This window comes from Lysinibacillus sp. RS10 (assembly GCF_041956855.1).
Taxonomy (GTDB): domain Bacteria; phylum Bacillota; class Bacilli; order Bacillales_A; family Planococcaceae; genus Lysinibacillus; species Lysinibacillus xylanilyticus_A.
The window spans coordinates 3,969,877-3,993,094 of record NZ_CP167122.1 but is presented as its reverse complement, the minus strand read 5'-3'; the positions used below and the strand labels follow the sequence as shown (position 1 = coordinate 3,993,094).

General features: G+C 38.7%; 21 protein-coding genes and 1 riboswitch. Of the genes, 14 read left to right on the top strand and 7 right to left on the bottom strand.

The window, feature by feature from the left end; genetic code table 11:
* The first annotated feature begins 42 nt into the window (after positions 1 to 42).
* The 14 genes from fadH (at position 43) to ACB089_RS20210 (ending at position 16,089) form a co-directional block, all read left to right on the top strand.
* A complete protein-coding gene (fadH, locus tag ACB089_RS20275) occupies positions 43 to 810 on the top strand; it encodes a 2,4-dienoyl-CoA reductase (RefSeq protein ID WP_068983347.1) in 768 nt (255 codons plus the stop codon).
* A 269-nt stretch (positions 811 to 1,079) separates the two neighbouring features.
* On the top strand, positions 1,080 to 1,319 hold the full coding sequence (locus ACB089_RS20270; protein WP_374963654.1) for a short-chain dehydrogenase: 240 nt from the start codon (positions 1,080 to 1,082) through the stop codon (positions 1,317 to 1,319).
* Between the two features lie 246 nt (positions 1,320 to 1,565).
* Positions 1,566 to 2,006, top strand: a complete 441-nt coding sequence (cbpB, locus tag ACB089_RS20265) for a cyclic-di-AMP-binding protein CbpB (RefSeq protein WP_068983345.1) — start codon at positions 1,566 to 1,568, stop codon at positions 2,004 to 2,006.
* A gap of 68 nt (positions 2,007 to 2,074) precedes the next feature.
* Positions 2,075 to 2,962: a LysR family transcriptional regulator gene (locus tag ACB089_RS20260; protein ID WP_374967602.1), complete on the top strand. Its 888-nt coding sequence runs from the start codon at positions 2,075 to 2,077 to the stop codon at positions 2,960 to 2,962.
* Between the two features lie 237 nt (positions 2,963 to 3,199).
* The gene (locus tag ACB089_RS20255) at positions 3,200 to 5,593 is read left to right on the top strand and encodes a hypothetical protein (RefSeq protein ID WP_374963653.1); all 2,394 of its coding nucleotides are present in this window, start codon (positions 3,200 to 3,202) and stop codon (positions 5,591 to 5,593) included.
* Positions 5,593 to 6,528 (top strand): ABC transporter ATP-binding protein, encoded by a 936-nt coding sequence (locus ACB089_RS20250; protein ID WP_068983342.1) that lies wholly within the window; start codon positions 5,593 to 5,595, stop codon positions 6,526 to 6,528. The genes ACB089_RS20255 and ACB089_RS20250 overlap by 1 nt, the downstream gene beginning before the upstream one ends.
* Positions 6,525 to 7,367 (top strand): ABC transporter permease, encoded by an 843-nt coding sequence (locus ACB089_RS20245; protein WP_374963652.1) that lies wholly within the window; start codon positions 6,525 to 6,527, stop codon positions 7,365 to 7,367. Before ACB089_RS20250 ends, ACB089_RS20245 begins: the two co-directional genes overlap by 4 nt.
* A gap of 12 nt (positions 7,368 to 7,379) precedes the next feature.
* The gene (locus ACB089_RS20240; RefSeq protein WP_374963651.1) at positions 7,380 to 8,789 is read left to right on the top strand and encodes a hypothetical protein; all 1,410 of its coding nucleotides are present in this window, start codon (positions 7,380 to 7,382) and stop codon (positions 8,787 to 8,789) included.
* Positions 8,790 to 8,800: 11 nt separating this feature from the next.
* A complete protein-coding gene (locus ACB089_RS20235; protein WP_368636900.1) occupies positions 8,801 to 9,796 on the top strand; it encodes an AAA family ATPase in 996 nt (331 codons plus the stop codon).
* Positions 9,793 to 10,668 carry a DUF58 domain-containing protein gene (locus tag ACB089_RS20230; RefSeq protein WP_374963650.1) on the top strand — a complete coding sequence of 292 codons (876 nt, stop codon included), beginning with the start codon at positions 9,793 to 9,795 and terminating at the stop codon, positions 10,666 to 10,668. Before ACB089_RS20235 ends, ACB089_RS20230 begins: the two co-directional genes overlap by 4 nt.
* A gap of 11 nt (positions 10,669 to 10,679) precedes the next feature.
* On the top strand, positions 10,680 to 12,425 hold the full coding sequence (locus ACB089_RS20225) for a BatA and WFA domain-containing protein (protein ID WP_374963649.1): 1,746 nt from the start codon (positions 10,680 to 10,682) through the stop codon (positions 12,423 to 12,425).
* On the top strand, positions 12,409 to 15,006 hold the full coding sequence (locus ACB089_RS20220; protein ID WP_374963648.1) for a VWA domain-containing protein: 2,598 nt from the start codon (positions 12,409 to 12,411) through the stop codon (positions 15,004 to 15,006). The genes ACB089_RS20225 and ACB089_RS20220 overlap by 17 nt, the downstream gene beginning before the upstream one ends.
* 177 nt (positions 15,007 to 15,183) lie before the next feature.
* Positions 15,184 to 15,612 (top strand): MarR family winged helix-turn-helix transcriptional regulator, encoded by a 429-nt coding sequence (locus tag ACB089_RS20215; RefSeq protein ID WP_374963647.1) that lies wholly within the window; start codon positions 15,184 to 15,186, stop codon positions 15,610 to 15,612.
* A 15-nt stretch (positions 15,613 to 15,627) separates the two neighbouring features.
* Positions 15,628 to 16,089, top strand: a complete 462-nt coding sequence (locus ACB089_RS20210; protein WP_368636895.1) for an EVE domain-containing protein — start codon at positions 15,628 to 15,630, stop codon at positions 16,087 to 16,089.
* Between the two features lie 75 nt (positions 16,090 to 16,164).
* Here the strand turns inward: ACB089_RS20210 and thiW are convergent, their stop codons facing one another.
* From thiW to ACB089_RS20175, 7 genes are all read right to left on the bottom strand, one after another.
* Complete coding sequence (gene thiW, locus ACB089_RS20205; protein ID WP_374963646.1) at positions 16,165 to 16,665, bottom strand: energy coupling factor transporter S component ThiW; 501 nt, start codon at positions 16,663 to 16,665, stop codon at positions 16,165 to 16,167.
* 108 nt (positions 16,666 to 16,773) lie between these two features.
* Positions 16,774 to 17,163, bottom strand: a complete 390-nt coding sequence (locus ACB089_RS20200; protein WP_374963645.1) for a hypothetical protein — start codon at positions 17,161 to 17,163, stop codon at positions 16,774 to 16,776.
* A 262-nt stretch (positions 17,164 to 17,425) separates the two neighbouring features.
* Positions 17,426 to 17,533, bottom strand: a riboswitch (TPP riboswitch).
* Between the two features lie 70 nt (positions 17,534 to 17,603).
* Positions 17,604 to 18,800 (bottom strand): MFS transporter, encoded by a 1,197-nt coding sequence (locus ACB089_RS20195; protein WP_374963644.1) that lies wholly within the window; start codon positions 18,798 to 18,800, stop codon positions 17,604 to 17,606.
* A gap of 640 nt (positions 18,801 to 19,440) precedes the next feature.
* On the bottom strand, positions 19,441 to 20,514 hold the full coding sequence (locus tag ACB089_RS20190; protein WP_374963643.1) for a PotD/PotF family extracellular solute-binding protein: 1,074 nt from the start codon (positions 20,512 to 20,514) through the stop codon (positions 19,441 to 19,443).
* Entirely contained in the window at positions 20,511 to 21,308 is a 798-nt protein-coding gene (locus ACB089_RS20185; protein ID WP_374963642.1) for an ABC transporter permease, read from the bottom strand. Before ACB089_RS20185 ends, ACB089_RS20190 begins: the two co-directional genes overlap by 4 nt.
* Positions 21,305 to 22,114, bottom strand: a complete 810-nt coding sequence (locus ACB089_RS20180) for an ABC transporter permease (RefSeq protein WP_374963641.1) — start codon at positions 22,112 to 22,114, stop codon at positions 21,305 to 21,307. The genes ACB089_RS20185 and ACB089_RS20180 overlap by 4 nt, the downstream gene beginning before the upstream one ends.
* Entirely contained in the window at positions 22,104 to 23,210 is a 1,107-nt protein-coding gene (locus tag ACB089_RS20175) for an ABC transporter ATP-binding protein (RefSeq protein ID WP_068983327.1), read from the bottom strand. The genes ACB089_RS20180 and ACB089_RS20175 overlap by 11 nt, the downstream gene beginning before the upstream one ends.
* Positions 23,211 to 23,218: the final 8 nt, after the last annotated feature.

The following is a 23,218-nucleotide window of genomic DNA, read 5'->3' as shown; positions in this document are numbered from 1 at the left end:
TTTATATGAATCATCATTCATTTTTACGGAGGGGGAAATCGTATGTTGAAGGGGAAAACAATTATTATTACTGGTGGATCGAATGGGATGGGGCTTTATATGGCAAAGCAATTTGTTGCTGAAGGGGCAAATGTAGTTATTACAGGTCGTAACGAAGAGCGATTGGCAGAAGCGAAAGCCTTTATTTTAGAGGCTGGACAAACGATTGAAACATTCCAAATGGATGTTCGAGTGCCCGAGCATGCAGAGGCGATGCTAGCATTTGCTGTTGAAAAGTTTGGACAGGTTGATGGGCTAGTGAATAATGCTGCTGGTAATTTTATTGTGCGTGCGGAGGATTTATCACCAAATGGTTGGAAGGCTGTTGTTGATATTGTTTTAAATGGGACATTCTACTGTTCTTCAGCAGTCGGTAAGTATTGGATTCAACAAAATATTAAAGGATCTATTCTTAATATGGTTGCGACATATGCATGGAATGCAGGTGCTGGTGTGATTCATTCTGCAGCAGCGAAAGCAGGTGTATTGTCAATGACTAGAACGTTAGCTGTTGAATGGGGAAAACAATATGGCATTCGAGTAAATGCAATTGCTCCTGGTCCTATTGAACGTACAGGTGGTGCAGAGAAGCTCTGGGAATCAGAGGCTGCTGCTGCTCGAACGTTAGACTCTGTCCCGTTAGGCCGTACAGGTACTCCTGAAGAAATAGCTGATTTAGCAACATTTATGATGTCTGATAAGGCAAAGTACATGAACGGTGAATGTGTGACACTTGATGGCGGGCAATGGTTAAATCAGTATCCATTCTAACTTATTTCAGTAGGTGTACAAACATCCTCTGAAATAGAAGAACTCAGGTTAAGACATTCACATCCTGTGAAAACACCTGAGTGACCAACATCGTGTTGTTGTTGCTGCCGCTACGTTGGCACTGCGCTTTCGCACAAAAAACATTTGCAGGCCTAAGCACAAAGTCGATTCTGGACGCAATTATGTCCGAGGCATAATTGATAACAAAATCTTTGCATAACAGGGGGCTGGGTTGACGCATACTAAGGGTAAAGAAAGGAGTTTTGCCTATGGGTATGTGGTTAATACCGGCTCTTATTGCCATTACAATTATTGCGGCCATTTCGCTTGTGTCAACGCTGAAAATTGCCAAAATGACGTCTGAACGGAAGTCAGAAAAAGATACGCCAATTTCAGAAACCGTTGAAGAAAATGCAACTATGCTAAACCCAATCTTTTGGGTATATGGAATTTTTTTGCTGTTTTTAGGTATAATGATTTTTTATTACTGGAGTAAAACTGGTTATTAAATAAATATTGTCTTCATTCAGTTCATATTTGCATAAATATGCTGAATGAGGACACTTCGATAAACCTCAATATGTCCCCTATTTATGCTGTTTCCGATACTTAGTTTTCTTCAAAATCCTAAAATAATTCGTTTCGTTTAAAAAACTCTTCTCGACCTTGTCGTGGTCATAAAAGGAATAGTTATGATATGATAAAAGGGAAGCATCCTGTTCTGCATAGCGAGGACAGAAAAGGAGAAGAAGTTCATGATTTCAACTAACAGCAAAGACTTATTAGCAATGCCAATTAGTGATTTTATTATTTCATCTGAAAAAGTTGCACATGTACAAAGTGGAAATAGTGCTGAACATGCACTCCTTGTACTTACTCGTACAGGGTATTCGTCGATCCCTGTTTTAGATTTAAAATATCGACTTCAAGGTTTACTAAGCATGAAAATGATTACCGAATCCATTCTTGGACTCGAACATATTGAATATGAAAAACTACCCGATATTAAAGTAGATACAATAATGGAGAAAGACATCGCTGTATTAAAGTTGACGGATACTTTTCAGCGGGCTCTCGACTTAGTGATTAACCACGCCTTTTTATGCGTTGTGGATGAAGATGGAACATTTGCTGGGATTTTAACGAGACGTGTTATTTTAAAGCAATTGAAAAAATATATTTATCAAAAAGAGTAGTAGTTTAAGAGGGGACTCAGATGAAAATCATGAGGTCCTCTTTGCTTGTAACGGAGGTTTACTGATTGATGGCAACAGAAGCAGAAATTTTAAAAGTACTTGCTGAGGAACGCAATATGAGAAAAGCAGCAGAACGTCTATTTTTATCTCAACCCGCGCTTTCTCAACGGTTGCAAACGATTGAAAAAGACTGGGGTGCACAGTTATTTATTCGTTCTCAAAAAGGACTGACAGCGACACCTGCTGGAGAGCAAGTTATTGCCTATGCAACTGAAATGCTGAGCAAAAAAGAAGAGATTTTTGAAACGATCCAATCATTAACGACGAAAGTTAATGGGACATTGAAAATTGCTTGTGCATCCATTGTTGGTCAAAATTGGCTTCCGAAAATTTTAAAGGATTTTGTATCAAAATACCCTGAGGCAAAAATTTCTCTAATGACCGGCTGGAGCTCTGAAATTGTAAAAGCACTGTATGAGGGAGAGGCTCATGTAGGAATTGTACGTGGGCAAGTTGACTGGAAAGGGGAAAAGATTCACCTGTTTCGTGACACCCTTTATTTAGTAGATAAAGAGCTAAAAACGATTGAAGATGTACTCACGACAGAACGACCTTTTATTCAATTTAAAAGTGATTCTAACTATTATCAGGAAATTCAACAATGGTGGCAGCAGCATTTCGCTTCAAATCCGAGTAAACAAATTTTAGTAGATCAGATTGAAATTTGTAAGCAAATGGCATTGAACGGTATCGGTTATGCTATTTTACCTTCAATCACTTTAAATGACCATGATGGTATTAATAAAATAGCGCTTACTAATAATGAAAAAGAATTTGGTTTGACTCGTGATACTTGGTTAATAGGCTATGAATCCTCATTTGAATTACGACAAGTAGAGGCTTTTGTAGAAGTTGTGCAAGACAATGCGCGATGTTTGTTTGATTATACGAAATAAGAATAACATGAAAGCAGTCCCAAGTGATTCACTAGGGACTGCTTTTTTTTACCGTCGGATTGGGACGCCCCTAGGAAAGCGGCCAATCTGAACGGAGATCAACCCCACACTTTAGTAATTTGCTAATTCTTAAGAGTTTATGAATATTCATGAAGATGTCATAAGAAATGGAACAAAATGCAATATTAATCGTATAATTAATTATACGATTAATTTACAAAAAAAGGGGTTGAGCTTTTGAAAAAAACGAATATAACGGCACTCATACTACTATGCATACTTGTTATATGCTTTATTCTACCAGTAGAGCAAGCAAGTGCAGCGGCTACTATAGAGGTACAAGCTAAGGTAGGGATTAATGGTAAAGCTAAATACCAATCCGTTGTGCCAGTGCAAGTAACAGTAAAAAATAATGGTGCAGATTTTTCTGGAGATATGGTCATTAATGCTTCAGGTTCCTATGAGGCTGCATCAGCACGAGTGCTTCCAATCGATATAGCGGCAGGAGAAGAAAAGACATTTGATTTTTATCTAGATGGTTTAGCCGACTATAATTATTCGAATTCAGATGTGTTTGCATTTTATGAAGGAAGCATTGAACAAGGGAAAAAGGTTGCTTATAAAGGAACAAAGCAGCTACAAGGTAATTTTTTAGATCCTTCATCCGTTTTTATCTATACATTAACGGATAAAAGTGATCGTTTATCAGCATTTTTGCGTTTATCTCAATCTGCTCCTCAAAGTAATGTTGAAGTTTTCAATTTAAATCAAATCAAGGATTATACATTACCAGAGGATGCTCAAGGATACGCAATGGCGAATGTTATTGCCATTGATGAAATTGCTATTGCTGATTTATCGCAAAAGCAACAAGAGTCTTTACTAAAATGGGTGCAGGATGGCGGAACATTATTGTTGGGAGCTGCTGATCAAGTAAACACAACAGCAGGTATTTTCAAAGATTATTTACCACTTGCATTATCTCAGCAAATGACATCAGTTTCTGCAGATAGTCTATCGAAATTAGCAGGCGGTGGAATTTTTACACAACCAATTTCAGCTTATACAGCAACTGAAAACCAAGGAAGTATTTCTGTATTAAGAGATGACAATACAATACTAGCGTCTAAGAAAAAAGTGGGCCGAGGGGAAATTATTCAAACAGCCTTTTCTTTAGGGGATCAACCACTTGCATCTATGGATGGCTACCCAGCATTAATCTCGAAAATACTGAATATTCAAAGCTTTTCACAACAGGGGATGATGGCAAATGGCCAGCCAATGATGGATCAAATTTCGTATGAACTTCGTAATGTAAATGAATTATTCCCTTCGTTTGAAGTATCTGTTAGTTATATGCTCATTGTTATCATTTTATATATTTTAATCATCGGGCCTATTTTGTATTTTATCTTAAAGAAAATAGACAAGCGTGAACATGCGTGGTGGATTATTCCTGCAATATCAGTTGTGCTATCTATTGTTCTATTTATTTTTGGTGCTAAAGATAGAATTGTACAACCGCAAATACAGCAATCGGCCTTTTATAAAATAAATGACGATAGTAGTTTAAATGGTTATTATGTAGAGTCTATTTTAACAAACCGTAGCGGTGATTTTGTTGTGAATACAGATAAGGATACTAGTGCAATTGCTTTGCGAAGTAACAATAACTTCTCCGGGACAATAGGAGATTTACATGAATCATCCTATATTAAAGAAAATGCAAATGGATCGACGTTAATGCTACGTGATTTAAGCTATTGGTCTGTGCAATCCTTTGCAGGGAAGACAGCGGCACAAAATATTGGCAAGATGGATATCGATATTACGTTAAAAAATGAAAGGCTAACTGGGACAATTAAGAACAATTTCCCGTTTGCCCTAAAGGATGTTACGTTAATCTCTGGCATTAAAGAAGTTCAACTTGGCGACATTGAAGCGAATGGAATACTTAAAGTCGACAAGGAGCTAATAGCAACCGTTCTTCAAAAGCCATCAACGTTTAATAATTACAATTATAATTATCCATCGAAGAAGGAAGAAGTGAACCCTCAACGTATCGAGCGTATGAAAACTTTGGCACTACCGCTTGTAGAAAATGAAAAGAAACCTGTTATTACTGCTTGGGCAGACCAAGCAATTGCTAAGGTTGAGCTAGATACAAGTGCCAATATGTCACCTATTTCATATTTTGTTCAGCCATTTGACGGCAAAGTAGAGCTAACAGGTCCGTTTACGATGAAACGTAACAATTTTACGTATTCAGTAAACCCACTATCTCCTAATTCGCATTACGAAATAATTGATGAGCAGTTAAACAATTGGTCCTTGTCTGACGGTTTATATGAAGTATCAATTGCATTGCCAGATAATTTTAAGCAGTCAGTTCAAACATTAAACGAACTGACAATTTCAAATAAGGATGTTAACCGTATGGAGCTATCGATTTGGAATAACGAAACGAAAAAATATGAGCCATTGGTAGATACAAAACAGGTGTTTACAGATAACATTACAAAATATTTCAATGAAAATGATGCGTTACTTATTGAAATTAAATTCGGACCAGATCAAACAGGTGAGCCAACAAAATTACCAGATGTAGAGCTGAAGGGAGTGGCGAAATAATGATTGAAATTCGTGATTTAACAAAAAGATATGGCTCCTTTACAGCGCTAGATCAATTAAATCTATCATTGGAGGAAGGGGTTGTATTTGGTTTTGTAGGTGCTAATGGGGCTGGTAAATCGACTACATTTTCAATATTAGCAACTCTACTGTCTCCAACCTCTGGTGATGCGCTTATTAATGGAAAAAGCGTTATTAAAGAACCAAAAGAAGTACGTAAGCAAATTGGTTATATGCCCGATTTCTTTGGTGTATATGATCAGTTAAAAGTAGATGAATATTTAGATTTTTATGGTGCAAGTTATGGCATTGGTGCGGCTGATCGTAAAGTCTTGATTCCTCAGTTACTAGAGCTGGTGAATTTAACGCATAAACGTTATGACTATGTAGATTTACTGTCACGTGGAATGAAGCAGCGCCTTTGTTTAGCTCGTGCACTTATCCATGATCCAAAGGTATTAATTTTAGATGAGCCTGCATCAGGTTTAGACCCACGTGCACGTGTAGAAATGCGTGATATTTTACGAAATTTAAAATCCATGGGTAAAACGATTTTAATCTCCTCGCACATTTTGCCTGAGCTTGCAGAAATGTGTGATGAAATCGGTGTGATTGATAATGGTAAACTAATCGCTCATGGCAACGTAGCTTCCATTCAAGCACAGCTACAGGGGGAAAAACGTATTGTGATAAAGGTAACAGATCAGTTAAACGAGGTGCGTGCATTCTTAGAGGAAGATCCACTAATATCTTCTATAGATTTGATGGATAATCGCTTAGAAATAGCCTTTAATTATCGTGGAACAAATGCTGATCAGGTGGCGCTGTTGAAGAAAGCGATACTTGCAAATTTACCTATTTATGCATTAAGTGAAGAGGAAAAAGATTTAGAGGATGTCTTTATGGCCATTACGAAGGGAGCGGACAATCAATGATGGAACGATTTTACAATCCGGTACTCGTAAAAGAATTGAAGTTACGCTTCCGTTCTTTTAAAAGCTTTTCAGGTTTAATGTTTTATTTAGCGGTTATTTGTCTATTCATCGCAGGGTTTTTACTATTAACAACTGAATTCACAGGCAAGGGATTCTTTAGACCAGATACAAGCTTCATGATGTTTGCGGTATTAACAATATTACAAATGGCTCTTGTCCTTTTTATCACACCAAGCTTAACGGCTGGTGCAATAAGTAGCGAAAGGGAAAAGCAAACATTAAATATTTTACTAACAACAACACAAAGCTCTACACAGATTATAATTGGAAAATTATTATCTTCGGTAGCATTTTTAGTATTAATGCTAATCGCTGGGCTGCCATTATATAGCTTAGTATTTTTATTTGGTGGTGTATCGCCGTCTCAATTAATTTCAATATTTTTATTTTACTTATTAACAGTTGTAGCAATTGGTAGTATTGGTGTGATGTTTTCAACTATTACAAAGCGCACAATTGTCGCAATGATTTCTACGTACGGCTCGATCATCTTTTTAGGTGGTATTACGGCATTTTTCTTCTTTTTAACGATGGCCTTCTACCAGATGGGCAATAACATTAGTGGCACTTCCTTTATGTCATATTTCTGGGCGTCTATTAACCCAGGTGCATTAATGCTTACGCTGATTTCGCCAGAATTGGGAGACGAATTAGTGAGATTATCGGGAGTAGAACTACCTGTATGGATTACGTATTTAATAGCTTATTCATTCATTATTGTTCTTTGTTTAACAATTGCCATTAAAAAATTACGTGCCAATATGAAAAGTAACCGATGAGGAGGAAATTTTATGGGGCGTCGTAAGCAATTACGAAAATATATTCAACGTGCAAAGACGAGTTTAACAATAGAAAGAAGCATTCCAATTGCACAGTACGGCTTGTTTTTTGCATTGCTTTCGAGTGCTTCACTTGTCCTCGTCTCTAGATTGTTTGTATGGCCTTATTATCGCCAAACAGCTCTTGTTGCCTTTATCGCTGTCATACTAGCAACGGTACTTTTTATGTGGTGGAAGCGTGTAAAAGAAAAGGAAGCGTTGCATACACTGGATGATTATTTTTCTCACAATGAACTGGTGACAGCCTTATCGTTTGAGGACGATAAGGATCCACTTGTTCAATCTTTGTTAAATAAAGCGATACAAAGCGTCGAATCTGCGTTTGCTAATTTTAAGGCTCGACAGAAACATTTGTTGCAGCCAAAGGCGTTGGCTGGTCTATTTGTAACAGCTGTTGTATTAGCAATACTTTATATGTTTCCAGCGGCTACACAAATTGAAGCTATTGAGGTGGAAAAAGAAAAAGCTGTTATCGAAGACGTAAAGAAGGAAGTTGCTAAATTAGAGAAAAAAGCAGAAACAAAAGAAGTGAAAGAGCAGTTAAAGGAATTGCAAAATACGTTAAAAGAGGCAGAAACAGCTGAAGAGGCATTACGCGAAGTTGTGAAAAAGCAAAAGGAGCTTGCCTTAAAGGAACAGCAATTAAAAGATAAGCAAACTGCTAGTAAGGATGGCGCTAGTGAAGAGACGGGCTTATCGAAGGAAGAAGCGGAACAGTTAAAGGAGCTTGCCCAAATGCAACAGGAGCTAACACAAAATGCAAATGCTACTCAAACAGCTATGAGCAAGCTTGGAAAACCCGCAAGTAATACACTACAAAATGCTATTGCCAGTGCAAATGGTGCAAAAAACAATCAGCAAAACAATACGAATACAAATTCAAATCAAAATTCATCGGGGAATTCATCGCAAAGCAATCAGCAAGCTCAAACAGGACAGCAAGGACAAAATAATTCCCAAAATGGTTCCCAACAGGCTAGTGGTAAAGGGCAGGGACAAGGATCGAATCAAAGCAATCAACAAGGACAAGGTCAGGGGCAAGGACAAGGACAAGGACAAGGAAATGGCAAAGGTACAGGTCAAGGTGCAGGCAAAGGTCAAGGCGGTCGCGATTTATTAACGACACCAAATAGAATTGGTGGTTCTAGTCAGACTTCAGTTGATGGAGGAGCATTAGGAGATGGCTCAAATATTTCGGAACAACAAGGAAATGGCCCCATTACTAAAGGTTCTATCCGCCCCTATGAGGAAGTTATAGGCTCCTATAAAGATAGCTATTTAGAAAGCTCAGAGCGTTTACAATTACCGAAGGATTTACAAAATGTCGTGCAATCTTATTTCACGTCAATTGAGTCGCAATAGGAGGAAAAGGAATGGCATTTACAGAACAACAGTATGTTGAAATGAGTACGAAATTACAACAAGTAAAGGAAGAAATTCATCGCTTTATCGTTGGGCAAGAGGAAGCAATTGATTATACATTGTACGCCGTCCTTGCTGATGGGCACGCATTATTAGAGGGCTTGCCGGGTTTAGGGAAAACGATGTTAATTCGTACAATTTCTGAAGTACTAGATTTATCATTTTCGCGCATTCAATTTACGCCAGACTTAATGCCGGCGGATATTACAGGGACAAGTATGATTGAGCGCACACCAGATGGCAAACAACAGTTTTCGTTCCAGCCAGGTCCGATTTTTAGCCAAATGGTATTAGCGGATGAGATTAACCGAGCAACGCCAAAAACACAAAGTGCACTGCTTGAAGCTATGGGCGAAAAAACGGTAACAATCTTGGGAGATACAAAGAAGATGGCAAGACCATTCTTCGTGTTAGCAACACAAAATCCGATTGAGATGGAAGGGACGTACCCATTACCAGAGGCACAAATGGACCGTTTTCTATGTAAAATTCTTGTACCATACCCGGAGAAAAGTGAGCTAATGGAGATTATGAAGCGTACAACAGGTGCTATGGAAATTGATTTACAAAAGATGATGAATACGGACACACTTATTGAAGCACAGCAAATGGTAAAGGAAATACTTGTTGCTGATGAAATGCTTGAATTTGCGACAGATCTAGTTGTGGCTACACATCCTGATAGAGACGATGCAATTGACGAGGTTAAACAGTATGCCATGTATGGTAGCGGTCCTCGAGGTTTACAAAGTTTAATCAAATTAGCGAAGGCAAGGGCGCTTATGAATGGTCGTTTCCACGTTTCAGTAGCAGATATTAAATCTGTTGCAAAGCCAGTATTACGCCATCGTATGCTGCTGAATTATGAAGGGGAGGCTTCAGGTAAAACAGCAGACGATGTGATTGACGTAATTTTAGATAAGGTACAACAAGGTGTTAGCAGGTGACGCAAAAATTATTATTGCCCGAGGATTGGTTAGCGAAAATCAGTCGCTTCCAAGTGGCGACGGCCTCCAAATTACGTGGGCAGCATAAGGGCTCGCACCGTTCGCAACGCTTCGGAGCATCGCTCGATTTCTCAGATTTCCGAGAATATCATTTAGGTGATGATGTGCGTCAGGTTGATTGGAACGTCTTTGCAAGAACGGATAAATACTTCATTAAACGTTTTTTAGATGAACAAGAGATGCGTGTACACATTCTGCTAGACACGACTAAATCTATGGGTGAACAAGCGAAATGGACTTTCGCCCGGCAAATTGTTGCCTCACTTGGCCTAATGGTGCTTGGTCGCGATGATCGTTTATCGTTTTCTTTTATACAGGATGACGTCAAGCCACCATTTCGCCGTAAAGGTGCTATGTATCGTCGTGCCTTTTTACAGGTGGTAACAGAGATTGAGGAAGCGACTTATACAAGTAGCTTCGCACAGGGAGCTTTAAAAGTATTGCCTAAGGATAGTACAGTGCTATTTATTATCACGGATGGGCTTGAGCCGATTGAGGAGTGGGAGCAACTCTTGAAAAGGCTACCACGATTTGCAGGCGATGTGCGCATTTTGCAAATTGCTACGCAGGAAGAAATATCACCCGAATATACCGGGGATGTACGCTTACTCGATCGTGAAACTGGCAGAGATGTGAATGTTACGATGTCTTCAAAGGTTCTGGACACATACCTGGCAAGACGTTTATTACATGAAGAGGAATTTGAGGCGATCTGTCGGCGCTTCGGTGTTCGAAAATTACAACTTAAAGTAGAAGATGGATTGCAGCATGCCATCTTTCAACAATTATTAAAAGCACATTGGATTAGGTGAGGTGAGCCGTATTGGGCTTTAGTCAAATACTTTTTAGCTGGACGGCCATCATCCCGGTCATTGTCCTACTATATTATTTCTTTCGAAAAAAATATACCGATCAAACTGTGTCCTCGACATTATTTTGGTCGGAAATTATGCAAGAAACACGTGTATCACCATACTTAAAGCATTTACAAAAAAATGCACTGCTTTATTTGCAACTGCTTGCACTGATTTTACTTGTACTTGCACTAATGAATCCTTATGTGAAAAAATCAACCATTGCTGGAGCACAAACGATTTTCATTGTGGACACGTCTGCCACGATGTTAGCGGGGAAAGAGCAGTCAACATTTGACACACATAAGAAGGAAATGCTCTCTTTGGTCAATCAGCTTGATGGAAGACCTGTAACGCTCATCACAACAGGGAATACACCGAAAGCTATTTTACAACAAGAAACGAATACCAAAGTTATTGAAAAAGCTATTCAAGAGTTGCAAGTAACCTATGAAACGGATCAGATGAATAAGGCTCTTGATGTGGCACAGGCTTTTGTTGGTGATACACCAACATCTATTTATGTTTTTACAGATGCACTTGATAAAAAGCATTTACCGATGGAAAAGGATACGGTGAAGTGGTTAGTAAAAGGGTCTGCTAAGGATTTAACAAATATCGCAATTACACGGTTTGCTGCTACTACAGATGGTCAATCTACGATGGCGCTTGTGCAGTTACAAAATGATACTGATCAAGAGCAAAAGGTGACACTTTCCCTACAAACTTTGAAGGGGAATGAGATAACTACAGAGAGTGTCACATTACCGCCGAATGAAGCTGTAACGAAAACATTTAAAGACTTACCGTTAGAAAATACTTTAACTGCCAAGATAACTGCTAACGATGATTACGTAGTCGATAATTCACAAACTGTATTGCTACAAACAGCCACTTCAAAAGTAGTTGTCGATCAAAGTATGCATCAACTCATTCAAAAAGGTTTTCAAACGATTAATAGCGGTGTGAAAATTGTTCCGTCTTTACAAGTAGCGGACAATCAAGATGCCACAGTTGTGACAAATCAAACGGCGCTACTCGAAAAGATGGATAAGCCGATTGTATTATTTGGACGTGATGATGTTAAAAAGGTTGAAGCAACTGGAGAAGTAACAATAACAAGTGATGCATTGTTTGCTTTTAGTGAGCTAAAAGATATTTATATTAGTGCTGTATATCCAGGATTCGATGGCTATAAAACGATTGCATCAGTTGGTGATCAGCCATTTATACAACGTTCACCAGAAGGAGATATTATTATTTTAGCGGATATTGCTGATACAGATTGGCCGCTACATCCCTCTTTCCCATTATTTTTATGGAGTGCTGAACAGCAGCTTTCAGAATCAATTGGTTCACTCGGTATTTTTGCACCAAATGAGCAACGAGCAGTTGCTTTAGCGCAAGGTGATTGGAGTGTTTATTCGCAGGATGATGAGTTTTTATCGTCTATTACAAATGGTTTATTAACAGCTCCAATAAAGCCAGGAATCTATACCGCACGCTCAAATAATGAAGAAAAGCGCTTCATCGTACAGCTTCAAGCTCAAGAACGTGTCATTGAAAAAGGGACAAGCTATACGCTTGGAGAGCTTCAGGACAATGGTAAGGAAGAAATATCGAAAACTTCGTTGGTGCCTTGGCTTATCCTTATTATTTTAGTATTACTTGTTTTAGAGTGGGAGGTGCAACGACGTCGTGGATTTACGAATTGATATGCCATTAGTATTGTTGCTTTTACTTCCATTGCTTATGTATTTTGGATGGACCTATTGGCGTGAGCGTCAGCGACTCATAAAGAGTCATATCGTCGTACTAGGTATTCGTATTGTGGCGATATTCTGCTTAGTTTTTGCGCTTGCTGGACCTTATATTTTGTTACCTGTAAAGGAAGAACAAATCGTATATTTAGTTGACCGTTCTGCTTCGATGAATGGTACAGAAGATGAGATGGTTCAGTTTATAGACGAAAGTTTGCAGTCGAAAAAAGATGAACAACTTGCAGGGGTTTATTCTTTTTCATCGACACTGCAAACAGAAGCCATTTTATCTAATTCTTTAAAGGAAGTGCCGAAGTTTACAGCTATAAAGGCGACCGACCAAACAAATATTGAACAAAGTCTGCAGCTCGCTTCGGGTATAGTAGATCCGAAAAAGGCAACACGACTTGTACTCTTAACTGATGGTAATGAAACAAAAGGAGATGCCCTAGAGTTTGCATCAAAGTTCAAAGGGTCAAATATAAGTGTCGATGTAGTGCCGTTTAACAAATCTGTTACGAACGATGTATCACTTAAAAGTTTTGTAACCCCACAAGTTTCTTATGTAGGTGAGCAGCAGCAGTTAGTCACTGAAATTAATGCAACTGCGGCGGGGCAAGGTGAGCTATTATTATACGAAAATGATGAGCTTATTCATCGTGAGGCAGTGGAGCTTGCGGAAGGTTCCAATGTGTTTACGTATAAACATGCGGCAACTGCAGAAGGACTTGTGAAATATGAGGCAATGGTTCAAATTGATCAAGATGCGATTTTTGAAAATAATAAATTAACAAGTGTCACGATGGTGCAAAGTGAACCACATTTATTAATTGTCAATGGTTATGACACAGCTTCACCAATCGCTGCAGCACTTGGCAACCAATCAATCGACTATGATGTTGTAGATGCTAAAAGTTTGCCAAATGAACTTTCTAGTTATTTACAATACAATGCCATCATTTTTGATAATGTGCCAGGGCATTTAGTAGGCGAGGCGAAAATGAATGTCATTGAACAAGCGGTAAAAAACTTTGGTGTTGGCTTTACAATGGTTGGTGGGGAAAATAGCTTTGGCTTGGGTGGCTATTTTAAAACGCCAATCGAAACTTTGCTACCTGTGGAAATGGAGATTAAAGGTAAGGAGCAATTACCGTCATTAGGACTTGTGATTGTGCTTGATCGCTCAGGAAGTATGTCTGGAGCGAAGTTAGAGCTGGCTAAGGAGGCGGCCGCTCGTTCAGTCGAAATGCTACGAGATGAGGATACGCTCGGGTTTATTGCTTTTGATGACCGACCTTGGGAAATTATTGAGACAGGACCACTTGGCAAAAAGGAAGAAGCTGTGGACACGATTTTATCTGTAACGCCAGGTGGTGGTACAGAAATATATGGATCACTTGCTAAAGCCTATGAAAACCTAGCTGATTTAAAGCTACAGCGTAAGCATATTATTCTCTTAACGGATGGTCAGTCACAGTCAGGGAATTATGAGGATTTAATTGCTGAAGGCAAAGACAGAGGCATTACACTATCGACGGTTGCAATTGGTCAGGATGCAGATGCTAATTTACTGGAAGCGCTTAGTGAAATGGGAAGTGGGCGTTTCTACGATGTTGTTGATGAGCAGACGATTCCATCTATTTTATCTCGTGAAACGGCAATGATTTCACGCACATATATTGAGGATAACCCATTCTATCCAACTATTTATAATGCATCTGAATGGAATACGCTGTTTGCGAATGGTGTACCTCAAATGAATGCTTATATTGGCACGACAGCAAAACAGGGAGCTACTGTTATTGCGGAAAGTGAGAAGGAAGATCCAGTGCTAGCACAGTGGCAATATGGTCTTGGCAAAACATTCGCCTTTACTTCTGATTCGACTGGAAAATGGACAGGAGATTGGGCGAGATGGCAGAATTGGGGCACATTTTGGCAAACGCTTATTTCACAAATGCTACCAAGCTATAACGATGTTGCCTATGATGTACGTCTAGAGTCAGACGGTTCATTTGTCATCACGGACCCAACAAATGAAGCGGCATTTTTAGATATTGTTGCTGTCAATGAAGCTGGTGAAGAACTTGAAACACAGCTTGAAACAATTTCAGCATCACAAGTTCGAGCAGTCGTACAAGCAGAACCAGGTCTGATCTTCTTCCGTATTGCAGATGAAGAAAAGGCTATTTACCAGGCGGGCTTAAGTGTCCCTTATAGTGCTGAATATGAATTACGTCCAGTGAATGATAAGCTAGTAGAAGAATTGACGAAGCAAACAGGCGGCTCCGTTTTGAAAGAGCCGAACGAAGTATTCCGTGAGTTTAGTAAAAAAGGTGCGGAACGTCAAAATATTGCAACATGGCTTCTATTAGCAGGTATGCTACTATTCTTCATCGATATTACCATTCGACGCTTTGGATGGAGATTCCTAACAAGGCCAAGTAAGAAAGAGCAGATTGTAGAGGAAAAAACAATACAGGCAGAAGACACAAACGTTGCCCAGCTATTAAAGGGCATGAAAAAACGACCTTAATAATTTAAAACGATGGTTCGTTGCTTTTTTAGCAATGAGCTGTCGTTTTTTTTGCTTGTAAAATCATGAAAAGCGAAATTAATCTTGTTATTAATGGGATTTAATGTAATAATTAATGATAGTAATAAAATATTACTATCATTTTTAAATACTATTATATATGTTGGAGGAGTTAACATGACCAATATTATGAATTCTTTTGGTTTTCTAAGTTTTAAGTTAGCGGAGGCTCTAGAGGAAAATCTCGAGACATATATTAGCGAAAAATATCAAATGAAATCCAGAGAAGTTGGAATAATGATTCTTGTAAAAGAAAAAAAACTTAGCCAAATTCAAATAGGGCAGATTTTAAAAATAGATAAAAACAGTGTCCGCTTTTTTATCGATGATCTAGAAGAAAGACAATATGTTTATAGAGAGAAAAATCAAGAAAATAGAAGAGAGAATCTAATATGCCTTACAGAACAGGGAGAAAATGTGGCAGAAGAATTATTGAAGATCCTTTCAATTTCTGAGAATGATGTTTTAGATGTACTTTCATTGGAAGAACAAGAGCAATTGAAAAGCATATTGAAAAAAGTATATGAAAATCGTTCGCCAAAATAAAAGGAGGTGGAAGCTATGTCACTATATCCTACGACTGAAAGAGACCCGAAATATTGGATTGGCGTGGTATCTCTTAATCATGTGCAAAAGGGGGTTGAGGGAGGATTCGGCCAGTTGTGTCATGGTAAAGAAAGACCTTTGAAACGAATGAAAAAAGGAGACTGGATTATATATTATTCTCCTAAAAACAGTTTAGATGGTAATGAACCTGTAAGAGCCTTTACCGCAATTGGAAGAATAAAGGATGAGCGAATATATGAGTTCCAAATGACAGAAAATTTTATTCCTTTTAGAAGAGATATAGACTTTTATAAAGATGCAAAGTCTGTACCGATAAAAAGGATCTTAGATTATTTAGAATTTGTAGAAGATAAATCGAAATATGGTTATAAATTCAGATTTGGTCATTTTGAAATAAGCAAAAAAGACTTTCTATTAATTGCTCATGAAATGGGATTGCCGTTAAAGTATGGGTGAATTTAGTTGGATTAAAACGTTACTTTCTTAATTAATTGCCATTAAGGAAGTAACGTTTTTAAATTGCCATAAATATTATTTAAGCAGAGTGTTAAGGTTAGTTACAAATATAGTCTTACGCAAATTGCTAGCTACGACAAGGCCTAAGATAGCACCAATCGTACTTGATGTTAGAAAGGCTGGCATAAAAAATAATGCTGCCACAGATGTCCCCATTAATAAATGAGCGTAGGGCACTGCAATGAGTGAGGCAATAATTCCTGTCCCGAATATTTCACCGACACCAGCTAGCCACATCTTGCCGCTGTATTTATAGGCAAGAGCTGCACACAAAGCACCAATGACGCTGCCAGGTATGGCTAATAATGAACCTGTGCCTGCTAGAATACGAATAATGGCTGTGACAAAGGCGACCATAACGGTTGGCACTGGTCCAAGAATGATAGCGCCAATGACATTAATGGCATGCTGTACAGGATAGGCACGCGCAATTCCAGTTGGTATTGAAACGAAGGTAGAACCTGCTACGGCAATTGCTACTAATAAGGCCATGATTGTTAATTTTCGGATTGACATAATTTCTACTCCTTTGAAATATGAATTTAATTGTTAATACCGGTAAATTTGAAGTTCCGCCGGTAAAACCGAGAACATCGCCGCTAAAACCGCGAGTTGCGCCGGTAATCAAGAGAACATCGCCGCTAAAACGGTGAGTTCCGCCGGTAAAACCGAGAACATCGCCGCTAAAACCGCGAGTTGAGCCGGTAACCAAGAGAACATCGCCGCTAAAACGGTGAGTTCCGCCGGTAACCAAGAGAACATCGCCGCTAAAACTGTGAATTCCGCCGGTAAAACCGAGAACATCGCCGCTAAAACCGCGAGATGCGCCGGTAACCAAGAGAACATCGCCGCTAAAACCGCGAGATGCGCCGGTAACCAAGAGAACATCGCCGCTAAAACCGCGAGATGCGCCGGTAACCAAGAGAACATCGCCGCTAAAACCGCGAGTTGAGCCGGTAACCAAGAGAACATCGCTGCTAAAACTGTGAATTCCGCCGGTAACCAAGAGAACATCGCCGCTAAAACCGCGAGTTGCGCCGGTAATCAAGAGAATGGCGCCGTTAAAACCGCGAGTTGCGCCGGTAACCAAGAGAACATCGCCGCTAAAACTGTGAATTCCGCCGGTAACCAAGAGAACATCGCCGCTAAAACCGCGAGTTGCGCCGGTAACCTTGGAAATAATGTTGCTAGATTGGCGAGCATTCTTAAGGTAAACTTACAAAAAAAAGCCGCTTCCTAAAAACAATAGGAAGCGGCCTTGCATTTACATATTAAAAAGCAAGTGTCGCCACTTCCCTCCGCTAGTGTGAACTAGATCAGGTTCAAAGGGTCCGTATATGATCATATACGTCTCAGCCTTTTAAAGACTCCCCTAGTGGTAATAAAAAAATTTAATTCTATCTTTTCACATAATAATGTAGCATACTACCAAAAATAGTCAATAGCTTTTCTGCCTATTTTGTATCAGGATGCAACAGGTGTGGTGCTTTTTTCATCGTCCAAATAAGGGCAAGGAAGAAGCAGGCCATTAAAATAATAGCTCCGAAAATATAAGGACTGTTCATATTCCAATCGAATAATATACCTGCTAATGCAGGACCAATCATATTACCAAGGCTCATATATGCATTGTTCAGACCAGCCGCAAAGCCTTGTTCCGTCTCAGCAAGCTTCGAAATCAATGTGTTGACAGCTGGACGAATCAATGTCGTAGCTGTAGAGAAGATTGTCGTTACAACTAAAATAAGCGCAAAGCCAGACACAAATAAAATTAAGAAAATTGATACGGCTGCAATAAATAAATTAACTAACACTACTTTCATTTCGCCGAAGCGATTAAACAGTGGTGTAATAACAAACATTTGTACAACAACACCAAAAGCACCACCTACAACTAAGATAATAGCGATATCTGTAGGTGTGTAATTGAACTTTTCTGTAACAAATAACGATAATGTTGTTTGGAAGTTAGCAATTCCGAATGAGAATACAAGCATGATAACGAGCATTACAAAGTAAGGCATTTGAACTGAACGAACCATTTGCTTTGCAAGGTTGTCTTGCTTCTGCATTTTTTGCGCTGTATTTGGTTTCTTGGAAGGTAATAAAAACAACGATAAAATAGCTGCTAAGATCGCTGCAACTCCAGCAGTATAGAATGGGAAATGTAAACTAACTTTTGATAGGAATCCACCGATACCTGGTCCAATCATAAAGCCTAGAGACATTGATGCACCTAGCATGCCCATTCCTTTACCACGTTCTTCATACGTTGTAACATCTGCCACAAAAGCCATGATAGGTGGGGCAACAAATGCAGAGCCAACGCCACCTAAAAAGCGTGCCAAGAAGAGCATCCACACATCTGTAGAAAGCCCGAAACCAATTTGGGCAAGTCCTGTAACTATAAGACCGAAAATAATGAGATTTTTCCGTCCATATTGATCCGAAAGATTCCCAGCAATTGGAGAAAATACGAATTGAGCCAAGGCGAACGTTGCAATCAACATGCCAAGAATTTGTCCGGCGGCACCAAATAGTTTTAAATACTCAGGCATAACAGGAATAATAATTCCAATACTCCCCATTGCGATAAACATATTAAACATTAAAATATACAAAGCCGCCTTATTGGACTTCTGCTGGGTCATCGAATACCCCCTTCTTTAATCAAATATACTACAGTCTACCACAAGGCTTGTACCTTTGCTATTGACTAGAAGTCTGAAATAAGGGAATTGGCTACTGATCACCCTCACTGCTTTAGCCTTGGGAGGTATTTGTAGCTTCCTGAACGTTCACAGTCAACTGACTGCCAAGCCTTGAAGCAAACACTGATGGGGGAATAGCGAACTTTTCGGCAAGACTGTCGGGCATTTATTTTCATCTAAACTAGCAAAAAGCTGTTCTCGACGTTCGTAACGTGAGAACAGCTTTAACTTCTTTCAGCAGGAGTCGCCTACTTTTATAGGTGGTGGTATGAATAAGGGTTTAAGTTACTTTTCAGCGGGTGTCTAAACATCTGTCCCTGTCGCTACGCTTTCGGAACAGAAAACATTTGTAACTGCCGTTTCACTTTCGTTACAGAAAACATTTGCTGAAATAAGTTAAGCCTCCGGCGGATGTCACGGAATCGAGTTCACAAAGGATTTTAGGCTAACTGACCTGCATCGGTAAAAACGCCACGTCCTGTGGCATTACCGAAATGACCGACATTGTGTCGGCCCTCGTGCAGGCCTAAGCACAAAGCCGATTCCTGACGCAATTATGCCGAGGCATAATTGATAGAGGTTATCGAATACTCATTTTAAATTCTAAAAACAGCTCATTATATTTGCCTAAGTAATCAGGGCCTAAGTTTTTATAAACTTCTAATGTTTTACGTTGTTCTTCAGAAGGATAGAAACGCTCATCAGATACAACTTTCGGATCCATTAATTTCATTGCTGCAATATTTGGAGTAGAGTAGCCTACGAAATCAGCATTTTTAGCGCCTGTTTCGGCTTTCAGCATAAAGTTAATGAAGGCATGTGCACCATCAATATTTTTTGACGTTTTCGGAATGACCATATTATCAAACCATAAGTTCGAACCTTCCTTTGGTACAGCAAAGTCTAGCTCTTCATTTTCTGACAACATGTCGGCTGCTTGCCCAGACCAAGTGAGTGCCACAGCTGCTTCATTATTAATCATTAGCGGAGTAATTTCATCCCCGATAATGGCTTTGACATTTGGTGCTAACGTAATGAGTTTATCAGTAGCTTCACGTAGCTCATGGTCATTTAAAGTATTAAGTGAATAACCAAGATTGTTTAAGCCCATACCGATTACCTCACGTGCGCCGTCTACTAAAAAGACTTTACGTTTTAACGAAGGATCCCATAAGTCATCCCAAGATGAGAAATCCAGATTGCCAACAAGCTTAGGATTATAGACAACGCCAACTGTGCCCCAGAAATATGGTACGGAATATGTGTTATCTTCATCAAATGGTAAGTCTAAAAAATAAGGATCGATATTTTTTATATTCGGGATTTTTGTTTTATCTAAAGGAATAAGTAAGTTTTCTTCCTTCATTTTTTCAATCATATATTCAGAAGGTATTGCAATATCGTAAGCCGTACCACCTTGTTTAATTTTTGTCATCATCGCTTCATTGGAATCAAACGTCTCGTAAATGACATGAATACCTGTTTCTTTTTCAAATTGCTTTAGCAAATCAGGATCAATATATTCTCCCCAGTTAAAGATCGTTAATGTATTTTTTCCACTTTTTCCACCACCAGCACTCAAGGCATCGGCAGCGTAAAATAAAAGGGCGGAAACGACAAGTATAGCGATAGTAGCTTGAATTAATTGCTTCATTGTTGGCCCCCTGTTCTTTTACTAGCGCGGCTTGTGATGAAATAATAGCCAATTACGACGATCACTGTAACAAAGAATACTAAACCAGAAAGTGCATTAATAGTTAAGGAAATGCCGGCGCGAGCCATAGAGTAAATTTCAACAGATAATGTGCTGAAGCCGTTACCTGTCACGAAAAACGTTACCGCGAAATCATCTAGAGAATACGTTAAGGCAAGGAAGAACCCTGCAAAAATACCAGGCTTAATATACGGTAAAATAACACGCATCATGACATCTTTTTTCGTCGCCCCTAAATCTAATGCAGCGTCGATTAATGATTTATTCATTTCTAACAGTTTAGGTAAGACCATCAATACAACAATTGGAACACTAAATGCTACATGTGCTAATAACACAGAAGCAAAGCCTAGTTTAACTCCAATCATTGTAAATAAAATTAAAAAGCTTGCACCAATAATAACATCTGGGCTAACAATTAACACATTGTTTAAAGAAAGTAATGTATTACGCATGCTTGAATTTTTAACAGTGACAATGCCAATGGCTCCTAGCGTCCCAATAATTGTAGAAATCAATGCCGAAAGTAATGCCACGATTACTGTATTAATTAGAATAACGAGTAGACGAGAATCCTCAAAGACAGCTTTATAATGTTCTAACGTAAAGGACTCAAAATTATTCATTGATCCGCCACTATTGAATGAATAAAAGATTAAATAGAAGATAGGTGCATACAAGACGATAAAAACAATCGCTAAATACACTTTTGCTGATGCTGATAGTTTTTTCATCGTACGCGACCTCCTTTATCCTTTTGCCCCGTAATTAACATAATAATTACCATGAATAAAATTAAGAAAACGGCAATTGTTGAACCCATTCCCCAGTTTTGGGTAACAAGGAATTGTTGTTCAATAGCTGTACCAAGTGTAATGACACGGTTTCCTGCAATTAAACGAGTAATCATGAAGAGTGATAATGCAGGGATAAATACAACTTGAATACCTGATTTTACACCGTCCATTGTTAGAGGCAACACAACGCGACGGAATGTAGTAAAGGCAGATGCTCCTAAATCACGTGCCGCGTAGACAAGAGTTGGATTTAAACGATCTAATGAGTTGAAAATCGGTAAAATCATAAATGGAATAAAAATATAAACGGATACAAACACAAAACTAATGTCAGTAAATAACATTTGCTTCGGATCAAAACCAAACACTTCGATAAATGCATTGATCGGGCCGTACAAGCCGAAAATCCCGATAAAAGCGTATGTTTTTAACAAAAGATTAATCCAAGAAGGAATAATAATTAGTAAAAGCCAAAGCTGCTTATGTTTTGTTTTAGTTAAAAAATAGGCTGTTGGATACGAAATAAGTAATGTAAAGAACGTAATTAAAAATGCATACCAGAATGAGCTTAATGTCATTTTTAAATAAACAGAAGTAAAGAACGCTTTATAGTTATTGAGCGTGAAATTGCCATGTATATCTAGTAGGGAATAGTAAACAACAAGTGCAATCGGGGCGATAACAAACAATGCAATCCATAAAACATATGGAAATAAAGCTGATTTAGATGTCTTAGTTTGCATCTTCGTCGTCTCCATACGCTTCTAAACGTTTATCGAACTCTTCTTCTGTCTCATTTAAACGCATAACATGAATGGCTTCTGGATCAAAGTCTAAGCCAATTTCTGTCCCTACTTCCGCTTTTTTCAATGAATGCACGAGCCACTCATTTCCTTCTTTGTCGTACGTGGATAATTCATAATGCACCCCACGGAACAATTGAGTATCAACTTTTACAACAAGTTTGCCTTTTTCGATTGTTGTCATTTCTAAATCCTCTGGGCGAATGACAATATCAATTTTTTCGTTTGGCTTCATCCCTTGGTCGACACATTCAAAAACTTTACCGGCAAATTCTACTTTAAAATCTTCAATCATGACGCCAGGAACAATATTTGATTCTCCAATAAAATCAGCAACGAAGCGGTTAATTGGCTCATCATAAATATCTACTGGTGTACCTGATTGTTGAATTTCACCTTCGCTTAAGACAAATATTTCATCACTCATGGCAAGCGCCTCTTCTTGGTCATGTGTAACAAACACAAATGTTTTCCCAAGTCGTTGCTGTAATTCTCGTAGCTCATACTGCATTTCTGTACGTAGCTTTAAATCTAATGCAGAAAGAGGCTCATCTAGTAAAATTACTTCAGGATCATTGACAATCGCACGAGCAATAGCAACACGTTGTCGTTGACCACCAGACATCTCAGAAATTTCACGATTGCCATAGCCTGCTAGGTTTACGAATTTTAATGCCTCAGCAACGCGATCTTTAATTTCACTTTCAGGAAGTTTTTTTATGCGAAGTCCAAATGCGACATTTTCAAAAACATTTAGATGAGGAAACAGCGCATAATCCTGAAAAACTGTGTTTACTTGGCGTTCATTTGCTGGCACTAAGTTGATTTTTTTATCGTGAAAATAGATATCTCCTGTTGTCGGTTCTGTAAAACCAGCAATAATACGTAAAATTGTTGTTTTACCACAACCAGAAGGACCTAGTAATGTGTAGAATTTCCCTTTTTCTAGCTCCAAGTTAATGTTTTTTAAGACGACCGTGCCGTCATTATAGGACTTTGAAACATTTTCAAAGCGGATAATTGAATTCGTTGTCATAGATGCGC

Excerpts from the sequence above, each read along its gene's own strand:
- ACB089_RS20200 (WP_374963645.1), bottom strand. The coding sequence starts at position 17,163 with ATGTTCTCTTGGTTACCGGCGGAATTCACAGTTTTAGCAGCGATGTTC.
- ACB089_RS20195 (WP_374963644.1), bottom strand. The coding sequence starts at position 18,800 with ATGACCCAGCAGAAGTCCAATAAGGCGGCTTTGTATATTTTAATGTTT.
- ACB089_RS20260 (WP_374967602.1), top strand. The coding sequence starts at position 2,075 with ATGGCAACAGAAGCAGAAATTTTAAAAGTACTTGCTGAGGAACGCAAT.
- ACB089_RS20240 (WP_374963651.1), top strand. The coding sequence starts at position 7,380 with ATGGGGCGTCGTAAGCAATTACGAAAATATATTCAACGTGCAAAGACG.
- fadH (WP_068983347.1), top strand. The coding sequence starts at position 43 with ATGTTGAAGGGGAAAACAATTATTATTACTGGTGGATCGAATGGGATG.
- ACB089_RS20185 (WP_374963642.1), bottom strand. The coding sequence starts at position 21,308 with ATGAAAAAACTATCAGCATCAGCAAAAGTGTATTTAGCGATTGTTTTT.
- cbpB (WP_068983345.1), top strand. The coding sequence starts at position 1,566 with ATGATTTCAACTAACAGCAAAGACTTATTAGCAATGCCAATTAGTGAT.
- ACB089_RS20190 (WP_374963643.1), bottom strand. The coding sequence starts at position 20,514 with ATGAAGCAATTAATTCAAGCTACTATCGCTATACTTGTCGTTTCCGCC.
- ACB089_RS20250 (WP_068983342.1), top strand. The coding sequence starts at position 5,593 with ATGATTGAAATTCGTGATTTAACAAAAAGATATGGCTCCTTTACAGCG.
- ACB089_RS20270 (WP_374963654.1), top strand. The coding sequence starts at position 1,080 with ATGGGTATGTGGTTAATACCGGCTCTTATTGCCATTACAATTATTGCG.
- ACB089_RS20180 (WP_374963641.1), bottom strand. The coding sequence starts at position 22,114 with ATGCAAACTAAGACATCTAAATCAGCTTTATTTCCATATGTTTTATGG.
- ACB089_RS20235 (WP_368636900.1), top strand. The coding sequence starts at position 8,801 with ATGGCATTTACAGAACAACAGTATGTTGAAATGAGTACGAAATTACAA.
- ACB089_RS20175 (WP_068983327.1), bottom strand. The coding sequence starts at position 23,210 with ATGACAACGAATTCAATTATCCGCTTTGAAAATGTTTCAAAGTCCTAT.
- ACB089_RS20215 (WP_374963647.1), top strand. The coding sequence starts at position 15,184 with ATGACCAATATTATGAATTCTTTTGGTTTTCTAAGTTTTAAGTTAGCG.
- ACB089_RS20245 (WP_374963652.1), top strand. The coding sequence starts at position 6,525 with ATGATGGAACGATTTTACAATCCGGTACTCGTAAAAGAATTGAAGTTA.
- ACB089_RS20210 (WP_368636895.1), top strand. The coding sequence starts at position 15,628 with ATGTCACTATATCCTACGACTGAAAGAGACCCGAAATATTGGATTGGC.
- thiW (WP_374963646.1), bottom strand. The coding sequence starts at position 16,665 with ATGTCAATCCGAAAATTAACAATCATGGCCTTATTAGTAGCAATTGCC.